This is a genomic window from Stutzerimonas stutzeri (assembly GCF_024448895.1).
Lineage (GTDB): Bacteria > Pseudomonadota > Gammaproteobacteria > Pseudomonadales > Pseudomonadaceae > Stutzerimonas > Stutzerimonas stutzeri_Q.
This window is the reverse complement of the sequence record NZ_JAMOIC010000001.1, coordinates 1-12082: the sequence shown is the minus strand read 5'-3', so window position 1 is coordinate 12082 and position 12082 is coordinate 1. Positions and strand designations below refer to the sequence as shown.

Below are 12082 nucleotides of genomic sequence, written 5' to 3'. Positions count from 1 at the left end.
GATCAAAGTAAACTTCGTTTCCGCTTCGCCTTTCCTCAAAGCTTTCACAGACGAGACCCACCATGCTTGATTCGAAACTGGTACGCACACAGCTGCAAGACGTCGCTGACCGCCTGGCTACTCGCGGATTTGAGCTTGACGTAGCGCGTATCGAAGCGCTTGAAGCTCAGCGCAAGACCGTACAGACCCGTACCGAGCAGCTGCAAGCCGAGCGCAATGCGCGCTCCAAGTCCATCGGCCAGGCGAAGCAACGCGGAGAAGACATCGCACCGCTGCTCGCTGATGTGGACCGCATGGCATCCGAACTGGATGCCGGTAAGGTTGAGTTAGAGAGTATTCAAGCCGACCTGGACCAGCTGATGCTGAGCCTGCCTAACCTGCCGGACGAATCAGTCCCCGTAGGTAAAAGCGAAGATGACAACGTTGAGGTACGCCGCTGGGGTACGCCGAAGGCTTTTGATTTTGAAATCAAAGACCACGTGGCCTTGGGTGAACAGCATGGATGGCTGGATTTCGAAACAGCGGCCAAGCTCTCCGGCGCGCGTTTCGCGCTGATGCGCGGCCCTATCGCTCGCCTGCATCGTGCCCTCGCGCAATTCATGATCGACCTTCACACGAGCGAGCATGATTACGAAGAGGCTTACACGCCTTATCTGGTTCAGGCCCCGGCACTCCAGGGCACCGGCCAGCTGCCAAAGTTCGAAGAAGATCTGTTCAAGATCAGCCGTGAGAATGAAGCCGATCTGTACCTGATCCCGACTGCCGAGGTTTCGCTGACGAACATCGTCTCCGGCGAGATTCTCGATGCCAAACAGCTGCCATTGAAGTTCGTCGCGCATACCCCGTGTTTCCGCAGCGAGGCGGGCGCATCGGGACGCGACACACGTGGCATGATTCGTCAGCACCAGTTCGATAAGGTCGAGATGGTACAGATCGTCGAGCCGGCGCAATCGTTTGAGGCGCTTGAAGGCCTCACGGCCAATGCCGAGACGGTATTGCAACGTCTGGAGCTGCCTTACCGTGTGCTGGCCCTGTGCACCGGTGACATGGGTTTCGGAGCGGTCAAGACCTACGACCTGGAGGTATGGGTGCCGAGCCAGGACAAGTACCGCGAGATATCGTCCTGTTCCAATTGCGGCGACTTCCAGGCCCGTCGGATGCAGGCGCGGTACCGCAACCCGGAAACGGGCAAGTCCGAACTGGTGCATACCCTCAACGGTTCAGGCCTGGCCGTCGGCCGGACCCTCGTAGCTGTGCTTGAAAACTACCAGCAGGCCGATGGAAGCGTCCGTGTGCCGGAAGTGCTCAAGCCCTATATGGGTGGTATCGAAGTCATCGGCTGATCGTCGATCCCCGGAAGGCGGGACGTTGCAGCGCGGTGTCCCGATCCAGTCTTTCAAGGTCACGCCACTTCAAGCCGAGCAGTCCGTCCGGACTCCTTGATTAGCGACAAGGGCCGTCTCTTCCATAAGCGATGAGATGGCTCCACTTTCTACTGCCATCAGGACTCGTCCATGGATTTTCTGCCTCTTTTTCACAATCTGAAGGGTCGCGAGGTGCTGGTTGTCGGCGGCGGTGAGATCGCGTTGCGCAAGGCGCGCTTGCTGTCAGAAGCTGGTGCTGTACTGCGTGTCGTGGCGCCGGAAGTCGAGGCTGAACTCAGCGAGCTGGTCCAGAAAGGTGGCGGCAACGTTCTGCTCAGGGGCTACAGCACCACTGATCTCGCCGGCTGTGTGTTGGCGATTGCTGCGACCGATGACGAGCCGCTGAATGCTCAGGTTTCTCAAGATGCCAGAGCAGTTGGTATGCCGGTCAATGTGGTCGACTCGCCTGATCTCTGCACGGTCATCTTTCCAGCAATCGTCGACCGCTCGCCCTTGATGATTGCAGTCTCCAGTGGTGGTGATGCGCCAGTGTTGGCGCGGCTCATGCGCGCACGCATAGAAACATGGGTGCCTTCCGTCTACGGTGAGTTGGCGGGTCTTGCGAAAAAGTTTCGCAGTCAGGTCAAAGCCAGGTTCGCGGACGTTCAGCAGCGGCGCGTATTCTGGGAAGAGGTTTTTCAGGGTGATGTTGCAGAGCGAGCCCTGGCAGGCCAACAGCAAGAAGCTGAGCGGCTACTGGTGGAAAAGCTGTCTGGTGCACAACCGAAAAGCCTCGGTGAGGTTTATCTGGTCGGTGCCGGTCCTGGGGACCCCGACCTTCTCACGTTCCGCGCTCTGCGCCTGATGCAGCAGGCCGACGTGGTGCTGTACGACCGCCTTGTCGCGCCTGCCATCCTTGATCTGTGCCGGCGAGATGCTGATCGAATCTATGTGGGCAAACAGCGCGCGGCGCACGCGGTTCCACAGGATCAGATCAACCAGCTGTTGGTTACTCTCGCCAAAGAAGGTAAGCGCGTGCTGCGGCTCAAGGGCGGCGACCCGTTCATATTCGGGCGTGGCGGGGAAGAGATTGAGGAGTTGGCGGCGCATGACGTACCGTTCCAGGTCGTGCCCGGTATCACGGCAGCTAGTGGATGCGCGGCCTATGCGGGCATTCCGCTGACGCATCGCGACCACGCTCAATCGGTGCGCTTCGTGACAGGTCATCTTAAGGATGGAAGCTGCGATCTACCCTGGTCGGAATTGGTTGCCCCAAGTCAGACCCTGGTGTTCTACATGGGGTTGGTCGGTCTGCCTGTGATTTGCCAGCAGCTCATCGCCCATGGCCGCGCTGCAGATACACCGGCTGCGCTGGTCCAGCAGGGGACAACGGTCAATCAGCGCGTTTTTACCGGGACGCTTGCGAGCCTGGCCGAGCGAGTGGCCAGCGAGCAGGTGCAGGCACCCACGCTGGTCATCATTGGCGAAGTGGTTCAACTGCGCGAAAAGCTCGCCTGGTTCGAAGGCGCGCAGAACCGCGACAGATAACTGTCCCAGTCCCACGGGCGGCTCACCGCGACCAGATGCCCTTGCCCGGAAGACGTTCGCGATCATGCGCTCTATCAAGCGCCAGTTGCGGACCTTTCGGAACGATGCCATTGGCATTGATATGCCGATGGCTGGCGTAGTAGTGATGCTTAATGTGTTTGAAGTCGACCGTCTCGGCAATTCCGGGCCACTGAAACAATTCGCGTAGCCAGTTCGAGAGGTTTGGGTAGTCCTCGATTCGGCGCAGATTGCATTTGAAATGCCCATGGTAGACGGCATCGAAGCGAATGATCGTAGTGAACAGTCGCCAGTCTGCCTCGGTGAGGTATTCCCCGGCCAGGTAACGATGATCACCGAGGCGTTTATCAAGCCTGTCCAGCTCACTGAATAGCTCATCGAAGGCAGATTCATAGGCCTTCTGAGTGGAAGCGAACCCCGCGCGATAGACGCCGTTGTTGACCCTCGGGTAAATCCGCTCGTTGAGGCTGTCGATTTGTGCCCTAAGCGGTTCCGGATACAGATCGAGGGTCGAGCCCGTCAGATCATCGAACGCGGTGTTGAATATGCGGATCAGCTCGGCCGATTCGTTGTTGACGATGCGGCGCTCCTGGCGATCCCAGAGCACCGGGACGGTGACGCGACCGGTATATTCGCTGTCGTCAGCGGTATAGCGCTGATGGAGATAGCTCAAGTCATCCAGCGCATCGCCAGTCGATCCGCTCGAGGTATCGAACGTCCAGCCATGCTCGGCCATCAGCCAGCTGACTACTGAAACCTCTATCAAGGGCTCGAGTTTTTTAAGCTTGCGATAGATCAGGGTTCGGTGCGCCCAAGGGCAGGCCAGCGAAACGTAAAGGTGATAGCGGCCAGCTTCGGCTTTTACGGCCTTGCGCCCGTCGGGGCCAGGTGAGCCGTCGGCTGTCACCCAATCACGTCGCTTTGCCTGTTCACGCTGAAATTCACCATCGTTGCTGTTTTCGTACCAGCGGTCCTGCCATTGCCCGTCGACCAGAAGACCCATGTCCACCTCCACGATTTCAATTTGGGAAACAGTGTAGGCGGCCAGGTTCGATGGATCAGTCGTAAAGGTCGGTCAAACCGATCATTCAAACCGATAGGTTTCGCTGTTCCCAGAATGACCGGGCTTGAGTGAACGCTGCCTCCCGGGACTGCCCAAGACCTCGTAGTGCGAGCGCCATGGTCGCTACCACCGCAAGTTCTCCGTAGGCATCCTCAGCGCCTTGCCAGACCGCCATAAGGTGGTGTGGATCAAGTTGCGCAGGTTTGACGTGTCGTTGTGGCGAGAGGGCAGGCCAATCCTCGTCCCACGACTCGCCACGCTCTGTACCGTAGAGATGGCCGACGCCGTCGGGATTGACTTCGATCTCACCGCCTTCGCCTTTGATGACGATCGCAGTATCGCCAAGCAGCCGGCTGGCTTCACGGTGGTTGGCCTGATATCCCGGATGGAAAATACTCTGCAGGCCGCAACGCGCGCCCAAGGGGTTGAGGATGCGTGCCAGCGAGTGGATGGGCGAGCGCAGTCCGAGAATGTTGCGCTGATCGATCATCCGCTGAAGCCCTGGCATCCAGGCGCCGAGGGGCATGAAGGCGATGCTGTCCTGGTCTAGCGCGGCGGCTGTTGCCTGCCAGTCTACGCAGCGGGCGATGTTCAGGAGATCGAGCTGTTGCTCGGTGTACATGCGCCCCGCAGTGTGCGCACCACCTCCATGCATCAGGATACGAATGCCGTTTTGCGCCAGGCATTTGGCCGCGAGCAGATACCAGGGCAAATGGCGCTTCTTCCCTGCATAGGTCGGCCAGTCGACGTCCACCGCTATCGCGGGTGCGTCCAGGCGTTCTCGCACGGCTTCGGTAAACCCGGCAAGCTCTTCGGCGCTTTCTTCCTTGTGCCGCAGCAGCATGAGGAAGGCGCCGAGTTGCGTGTCCTCGGCCTTGCCGTCGAGCAGCATGCCCATGGCTTCTCGGGCTTCCTCACGCGTGAGGTCACGGGCGCCGCGTTTACCCTTGCCCAGGATGCGGACGAAGATGGCGAACGGGTGTTCAGCAGGTGTCACGAGGCTCATATGCAATTGCTCGGTTTCGGCAGGCCAGCCAGCTTTGCCGCAAGCTTGGCCGGGGTGCCTTTAAATAGGCGGTTCAGATGCATGCTGTTGCCTTTTTCCGGTCCGAGTTTCAATGCGGCATATTTGATCAGCGGCCGGGTAGCAGGCGAAAGCTGGTACTCCTGATAGAAATCACGCAGCAGCCGCAGGATCTCCCAGTGTTCTGCTTGGAGTGCCATCCCTTCGGCGTTGGCGATAGCTTCGGCTACCGGATCGCTCCAGTCTTTCAAATCGACCAGAAAGCCTTCCTGATCCACAGCAACGCTCGTGCCGTCGCCAAGTAACAATTTCATAGCCAGGAATTGGTCCGCTCATAACGGCAGCAGAGTTCGACGAAGCCCTCATAGTCCACCTGTTGCAGGCGCGGCGGCAGGAAGTTCATTGCGCGCGCGGCGATATCCTCCTCCAGCGCAAAAAGCGCGATGCTCTCGGGCATCAGATCCAACGCTTGCCTTTGTGAAGTGCCGTCTTTCAGGGCATATACCGCATCGCCGCAAAGCAACAGGGCATCGCCGCCCGTTAGCAGGTGCAGGCAACTGGACAGACGGCTATCCGAAAACGGGGAGTGGGAAAGAAGGTGCAGGGTTGCCATCAGAGCGTGATCACATGGTCGTAACGGTTGATAAGCGTGCGCAGTCCGTCATCGTCAAGCAGCTCCACTGAAAGAGACAGCTTCGCTTCGTCCAATCCGCGCTCGGTGAGGCTGCGCTTTGCGGCAAAGAGGGAATCGACGCCGAACATGGGCAGCGCCTGCAGGTTCGCGGTCAGATCCTTTTGCTGCAATCGGGCGGGTTGCTGTGCCGGAGCAAGCTGAAACACACCATCATCGAGAAACAGTAACGCGAGCGGCAGGTCGAATGCCCCTCCGGCCAGGACGATGTCCAGTGCTTCACGTGCGCAGGGGCCGGACCAGGGCGATTGCCGGGTAATGATCAGCATCGAGCGTGCCATCAGTGGCCTCCAAAGCAGACTAGCCGGTCCGCTTGCTGGTTGGCTTCGTGCAGTTGCCCTAGGCCGGACAGCTCCCAACCTGCGGCGAGGTTTGCTGCGGGGCGCTGGTGACGCTTCGCTTCCTGGTCGTCCAGTACACCGCGGCGCAAGCCGGCAGCGATGCAGACAACACCGTCGAGCTGGTGACGGCTGACGAACCGGGTCCATTGATCAGCCACATCCAGCTCATCCTGTGCGCTCACGATATTAGCCGAGGCGCTATGGACGCCGTCCTGGTAGAGGAACAGCCGAACGATTTCGTGACCACCCGCGAGCACCGCCTCGCAGAAGCGCAACGCGCGTCGTGAAGCAGGGGAGTGGGCGGGTGAAAACAGAGCGATTGCGAATTTCATGGGCCACCGTGTCATAACTGCCGACATGATACGCCAGCTTCAAAAACGAAAAAGCCCGCCGAAGCGGGCTCGTTCGAAGAGCAGCTATCAGTCGTCGCCGCCCATGATGCCCATCAGCTGGAGCAGGCTGATGAACAGGTTGTAGATCGATACATACAGGCCAATGGTGGCCATGATGTAGTTACGTTCGCCACCGTGAATGATTGCGCTGGTCTGGTAGAGGATGCACACCGACGAGAACAGCACGAAGCCGGCACTGATTGCCAGTTGCAGGCCGCTGATCTGGAAGAAGAAGCTCGCAACCATGGCGCCCAGCAGGACGAAGAAGCCCGCGGTGATGAAGCCGCTGAGGAAGCTCATGTCCTTGCGGGTGATCAGCACGAATGCCGACAAACCAAAGAACACCAGAGCCGTCATCGACAGTGCCGAAGCGATCAGCTGCCCGCCGTTGGCTGTTCCCAGGTACATGTTCAGGATCGGGCCTAGCGTGTAACCCATGAAGCCAGTGAGCGCGAAGGTGGAAAGCAAACCCCATGCGGAGTTGCGCAGCTTGACGGTCAGGAAGAACAAACCGTAGAAGCCGACCAGCACTACGAAAATGTTGGGGTAGGCTGCGTTGGCCTGCATCGCCATGTAAGCGACGAAGGCGCTGAAGCCCAGGGTAATGGCCAGCAGGCCGTAAGTGTTGCGCAGAACGCGGCTGACTTCCTTTTGTTCAACCTGCGTATGCGTAGGTGCGTACTGTTGCTTGAGCATGGCGACACTCCTGTAAATGTATTCAGCCTAAGGTGAATTGCCCGGGATCATAGCAGAGCTTTTGTTTCATCCTAACAACAGAGTTTGACAGTGTGTTTCGTTCGGGTACTATGGCGCCCGCTCTCTGCGGAGGAGTGGCAGAGCGGTTGAATGCAACGGTCTTGAAAACCGTCGAAGGGGAAACTCTTCCGTGAGTTCGAATCTCACCTCCTCCGCCATATTGCAAGCTGAAGGCCCCGTATTCCGGGGCTTTCGCGTTTCTAGGGCTCGCTGGTCCACACTTTGGTCCACATTTGGGTTCTTGTCGCCGCGTGTTCAAAATGGCCGTCACGAATGGCTCTGGCGGCATTACAACTCCCAGTGAAAACGTAGTCGATTCTTTCGTCAGTGGCCTGATCGGTTCAAAAAGGGCGGGCAGCTGCCCATGGCATGCTGTGCTGCGTATCGCGTTCGTACGGGTTTCCTACTGGCCGCTGTGTGCAGCTGGCCCGCAAAGACGGCTCGCTTTAGGTACCTATTGGCGGTTTCCTGGCTTTTCGATGCCTGTGAGCGACTGCCTTTGCTTCGGAAGGGAAGTTTAGCTGGTTTTTGATTGAGTCCTTGCCGTAGCTCGGGCACCCCTGAGGCAGGTGGTAGATTTTGCTACTCCTGTTACCGATGATCATGGGCTCGTTTGAAGCCTTAACAGATGCCGCTGCGGTGGATCTGACACGAACCGGGCTGACAGGACCTTCTCGGGACGGCTTGTGCCCGAGACTCCACGAGCGATCGTCAGTGATGAACGGATTCTGGTGACCCATGATCTTGGCGGTTCGGCTATTCCACTCCCATTCCCATGCGGATACCGGATATTGGCGGTCCCATGCCATTAGCAGCTGCTGCTGTTGCCTAGACATAGACAGACCATAGCGGTCGTTCATGTAGAAGGTAGACCGTGCTAAGAGCCTCTTCACGTCGTCACGCGGCTCGGCGGAACGGTCGTTGAAGTCAACGCGGGTAGGGCACGCTCCGTATTGCGGCGCGATGCCAGTCACTATTCCGAACTGGAAGTTGCTCCGATCGCCATTCACCTCGCCTACCGATGGGTAGAGGTTGAACAGGTCAGCTTCCATCGCTCGGAAGACTGGATAATCCGCTATGCAGTTCTTACGACCGAGTTTCTGCCAGCAATGACGCTGAAGGTCTATGATTTAGGCGGGGAAGATGTGTTCTCACTCAATACGATCGGCGCGGTTATGCTGAGCACGAGTTTCATAGCCGCACGAAGCGGGATCAATCCGACCGTCTGACTTTCCGATCCATTGCACTTGCAGCGACAATAAAGCTCTCCCTGCACCCTTGACGCTTGGTCAATGAAGTTTCGTTGCTTAGCGATGACTACAGCAGCAGTGAGCTTCGAACGCGTGTCGGCGTTGAAGATTGATGCGACGAATAGGGATCATTGCCGCTAGGGATACTTTTGATTCATTACTTCAATCAGCCCGTTGCAAATTTACGTATTATTAGATGCGCCCGCGTCGCTATGCTACTTGTCCCTTGCTCTTGACTAGGTGGCGGTTCAACTGGCGCTGGGTCGGCTCGTTACGGGCTTAATATAGATCGAAGCAATCATCCGCACGTTAGTATGCCTGCTTGCAGGCATGTCTAGTTTACCGCTCATCTTTAAAGGGACGGTGGAAATATGCACTAACCAGTTTGAACAACGCATTGCGCATGCTCTAGCAAAGCGCTAGAGCTATAATGTCTCAGGTTTTTTTAACCTTTTTAGCCTGAGCTCTTGAAGCATTGGACTGAGCTCGAGCGACCTTAATACTGCGTACTCAATTTCCTTCCGAACACGAGCCTTCTTTTGCAGCGCTAGTTCCTCCGATAACTTGAGCTCCTCGTCCGATGGAAGGGGGTTTTCGCCTCTAGCAATTTCATACGCCGCCAAAAAACCTATGCAGCCCATGAGCTGGTTCTTAGTTTCTCGCAGCTCCTCCCTACATCTCGCCAATGCATCATTGGTTTGATGCCGAGCCACTTTATCCTCTTCCTTTTTCTTTACGAGCTGCTGTCTGAGGTCTGCATCCTCTCGGACCGCATCGTTGATGAGCGATTCGACCATCGCTGTCTCTGTCTTTTTGTATCGCTCAGCCAGACGAACAAGCTTCTTTTTTGTCGAGCTGTTTAATACATATGTGCTGCTTTCCCGTCCGTTAGCAGGGGACCTATACCGATGCTGTCTCAGGGCGCCCTTCATGCGTGTCAACCAAAGCACCCCCTCCTCGGATTTCGGGATCCTTTCTAGCCTACGGATGACTAGGTTCTTGGTCGACGTTTCCGCAAATTGTCCAGGCGAGAAGTATTCCCGCTCGAGGCTGATTGGATTCCTAGCGATGTAGCGGTCGAGCCAAGACCACTCATCGTCGCTCCTGCACAGATCATCAAATCCTTTGCTTTTCATCGCTCTCGTCTCATCAGGGATGCGCCGCTGGCATCGACGGAGCTCAATATCTCACGTGTAACGTTACAAGTAAATCACATGTAACACTAGACTATAGCAAGACAATATTTTCAGGGTATAAAAACCGTGCCTAAATAGGTGCAATCCATTTATAATGCTCATCATCGGAACCGGCAAGGTAGTGATTTTGTACTGGAATTTCTTATGCGATGAGCTGCATGCGTGCAGCCCTGACGCCAGATTTGTTTTCGAGGCACTGGCGAACCGAGCCGCCAGGGGCGAACGCTGCTGCTATAGAGTCAAGACGCTCGCTGCGATCCTGCATCTATCCCAGAAGCTAGTGAGCGGTGCGCTTACTGAGCTCAAGGAGGCGGGAGCGCTGGTAGATGAACAGACGAAGCCTGCTGGTAAAGGCAGGCCAGCGATCAGGCTCGAAATAACGCCTCACCTGCTTCAACAGATTGAGGAGATGGGTAATCCGTACGGAATCCACAGCGAGATCCTAGAGTGCCTTTTTTCTGAAGCAGAAATCCTAGCTGCGAAGCCCAATGCTCAGCCGGTCATCAATAAGGGTATTGAGCTATCGACGCGAGATGGGAGGTCAGCGCCTTCCGGTGCGCGAGGTCGACTTTCAGCAGCCAACAGGTTTTTGCTTGGGGAACTGCTGGTGAACGCGGATAAATTCGGTGTGGTGTCAAGAATTGGCAATGCACAGCTGAGGCGGCTTACTGGATTGGATGACGCTAGCTTAAAGCACCGTTTGCGTCGGCTGATTGACCTGGGCTTTATTCGACGCTTCGTGCCCGGCCTCACAAGCTCGATATTCAAAAGTGGAAAGGTTAGCAGCACATACTTTCTCAATCTGACCCATCATGGCTTTGGCATTTCTAGCGGCTGTGGTGTTCTGAGGCATGTCGCTGTTACGCACAAGACTGCGCATTACAGCGATGCTCAGATGCTGCAGAACCACGTCGAGATTTTTATAGTAACAGGTAAATACTGGCTAAAGGGGTCTCCGGTTCCTGTTGTTAAATTCCTGGCGGGGCAAAATGAACGAGTCTTCGCTGTGGTACAGGTTATGCTTTTCCGGTACGTCTCGTATCTTCTGACCAATCACTGGAAGGATCTAGGGGGCGGTCGCCCGGTTGCGCGAGAAACAGTCAGCGACCTGATCTCCCGTGACTTTCGACAGCCTGACCAAGACCGTGAATGGTCGGCTATTTTGGATCATTTCTATAAGCGGGCCATTGAACTTGCCGAGGATTTCAAAGCTAGATTTAGCCAAGTATCAACCTTTGAGTTCGCTGCGGTGGAGACATGCGTTATCCCACCAGCGCTGCATCAAGATTACAAAACCATAACCACAGCTGTCTGGCCGCTTCGCGAAGGAGCTACAGGTTATATTGAATCTCAGGATGGGCCGCTTAGTTCAGGCGTGGAATGCCCCGGTGGCTGGGGCACAATACGATATTGGCCGAGTCACTCTGACTAGAGGTAGCTGAGCACGTCGTAGGTATTTTTTTACAAACCCTGCCTTTCCTCTGGACGAACAGAGGACCCGCCCATGATTAGACTAATTCGTAAAAAAGAAGTGCTTGCGGCTACCGGCTTCAAAAATTCAACTCTTTACAAGTATATCGCTGAGGGAAGCTTTCCTAAGCCGGTCACTATAGGCGGGCGAGCTAAGGCGTGGGTGGAAAGTGAGGTTATTGGCTGGATGAATGATCGAATCAAGGAGCGAGACGAAGGTCGCTCGTAAAGACTGAGCTAATAGCCGCTTGCTCAGGCAAGCGGCTTTATGCTGTACACGAGCAAGCATTGGTCTGGGTACCGCTCTTATAGTTGCGAAGTCTTCTAGCGGCAACGGTGAAGTTATCGGTGCACTTTTAATAACTCGTACATCGTGACTCGGTGATCAATTTTGTAGCTCATACCCGCAGAGCGATACCATTAGAGTGCAGATAGATATTACCGATAAAATGGATTTTTTCGAGACTTAAACATTTTAGGATTTGGCCAACTAATCGGCTTATCGTTAAGGATTCTCCAAGATAATTGCTTAGTTATGCCTCGATAAGCTTTGGTATAGTAGTAACAAGCTCAATGCTAATAGAGTTAGCTTAGCTGGATAACTGTATACCCCCATAACAATCCAGATAATAGCCAAAAGCCCAATAAACTTTAAATTTAAGAAGTCAAGTTTAGTGAATATAAGGGAATAATATCACTTGCTAAGATAAATGGTTAAATTCTTATTTGAATATTTCAAGATTAAGCTATTTACAGTAAGGTTGAGGGTCTGAGGCTACGTTACAAATCGGTTCTTTCCTCATAAAAAAATAATTGACTTGTTTAGATGTGTACTCACTAAGCAGGTCAATTCTGATGAAAAATATTAGACTGAGAAAACGTCATCCAGACAATCCCAGCTTGCATCTATACACAGATACAGAATTTTATGGATTGCCTATTCAATCTGATCAAGTACCCTTCATCTAT

Annotated in this window: 12 protein-coding genes, 1 tRNA gene and 1 pseudogene; 5 read left to right on the top strand and 9 right to left on the bottom strand. The window is 55.2% G+C overall.

Annotated features, from left to right (window positions below):
* Positions 1 to 62 precede the first annotated feature (62 nt).
* Positions 63 to 1343, top strand: a complete 1281-nt coding sequence (gene serS / locus NA619_RS00070; RefSeq protein WP_255958797.1) for a serine--tRNA ligase — start codon at positions 63 to 65, stop codon at positions 1341 to 1343.
* Positions 1344 to 1514: 171 nt separating this feature from the next.
* A complete protein-coding gene (gene cysG / locus NA619_RS00065; RefSeq protein WP_255958796.1) occupies positions 1515 to 2912 on the top strand; it encodes a siroheme synthase CysG in 1398 nt (465 codons plus the stop codon).
* Between the two features lie 22 nt (positions 2913 to 2934).
* On the opposite strand, the gene NA619_RS00060 is transcribed toward cysG, so the two are convergent.
* The 7 genes from NA619_RS00060 to NA619_RS00030 all read right to left on the bottom strand — a co-directional run bounded on the left by NA619_RS00060 (position 2935) and on the right by NA619_RS00030 (position 7137).
* Complete coding sequence (locus tag NA619_RS00060) at positions 2935 to 3933, bottom strand: glutathione S-transferase family protein (RefSeq protein WP_255958795.1); 999 nt, start codon at positions 3931 to 3933, stop codon at positions 2935 to 2937.
* Between the two features lie 85 nt (positions 3934 to 4018).
* Positions 4019 to 4999: a glycosyl transferase family protein gene (locus tag NA619_RS00055; protein WP_255958793.1), complete on the bottom strand. Its 981-nt coding sequence runs from the start codon at positions 4997 to 4999 to the stop codon at positions 4019 to 4021.
* Positions 4996 to 5331 (bottom strand): TusE/DsrC/DsvC family sulfur relay protein, encoded by a 336-nt coding sequence (locus NA619_RS00050; RefSeq protein ID WP_255958791.1) that lies wholly within the window; start codon positions 5329 to 5331, stop codon positions 4996 to 4998. Before NA619_RS00050 ends, NA619_RS00055 begins: the two co-directional genes overlap by 4 nt.
* Entirely contained in the window at positions 5328 to 5630 is a 303-nt protein-coding gene (gene tusB / locus NA619_RS00045; RefSeq protein WP_255958787.1) for a sulfurtransferase complex subunit TusB, read from the bottom strand. The genes NA619_RS00050 and tusB overlap by 4 nt, the downstream gene beginning before the upstream one ends.
* Positions 5630 to 5989, bottom strand: coding sequence for a sulfurtransferase complex subunit TusC (gene tusC, locus NA619_RS00040; protein WP_255958785.1), 360 nt, complete (start codon positions 5987 to 5989; stop codon positions 5630 to 5632). Before tusC ends, tusB begins: the two co-directional genes overlap by 1 nt.
* Entirely contained in the window at positions 5989 to 6381 is a 393-nt protein-coding gene (tusD, locus tag NA619_RS00035) for a sulfurtransferase complex subunit TusD (RefSeq protein WP_255958783.1), read from the bottom strand. Before tusD ends, tusC begins: the two co-directional genes overlap by 1 nt.
* A gap of 87 nt (positions 6382 to 6468) precedes the next feature.
* Positions 6469 to 7137, bottom strand: a complete 669-nt coding sequence (locus NA619_RS00030) for a Bax inhibitor-1/YccA family protein (protein WP_122163970.1) — start codon at positions 7135 to 7137, stop codon at positions 6469 to 6471.
* Positions 7138 to 7265: 128 nt separating this feature from the next.
* On the opposite strand from NA619_RS00030, the gene NA619_RS00025 reads away from it, so the two are divergent.
* A tRNA-Ser gene (locus NA619_RS00025) sits at positions 7266 to 7355 on the top strand.
* Between the two features lie 288 nt (positions 7356 to 7643).
* Here NA619_RS00025 and NA619_RS00020 read toward each other — a convergent pair.
* Together NA619_RS00020 and NA619_RS00015 are read right to left on the bottom strand one after the other, a co-directional pair.
* A pseudogene (locus tag NA619_RS00020) lies at positions 7644 to 8557 on the bottom strand (endonuclease).
* A 315-nt stretch (positions 8558 to 8872) separates the two neighbouring features.
* The gene (locus NA619_RS00015; protein WP_131651985.1) at positions 8873 to 9583 is read right to left on the bottom strand and encodes a hypothetical protein; all 711 of its coding nucleotides are present in this window, start codon (positions 9581 to 9583) and stop codon (positions 8873 to 8875) included.
* A gap of 154 nt (positions 9584 to 9737) precedes the next feature.
* Between NA619_RS00015 and NA619_RS00010 the strand changes: the two genes are divergently transcribed.
* Positions 9738 to 11075, top strand: a complete 1338-nt coding sequence (locus tag NA619_RS00010; RefSeq protein ID WP_131651986.1) for a hypothetical protein — start codon at positions 9738 to 9740, stop codon at positions 11073 to 11075.
* Positions 11076 to 11150: 75 nt separating this feature from the next.
* Positions 11151 to 11342 carry a helix-turn-helix transcriptional regulator gene (locus NA619_RS00005; RefSeq protein WP_131651990.1) on the top strand — a complete coding sequence of 64 codons (192 nt, stop codon included), beginning with the start codon at positions 11151 to 11153 and terminating at the stop codon, positions 11340 to 11342.
* Positions 11343 to 12082 lie beyond the last annotated feature (740 nt).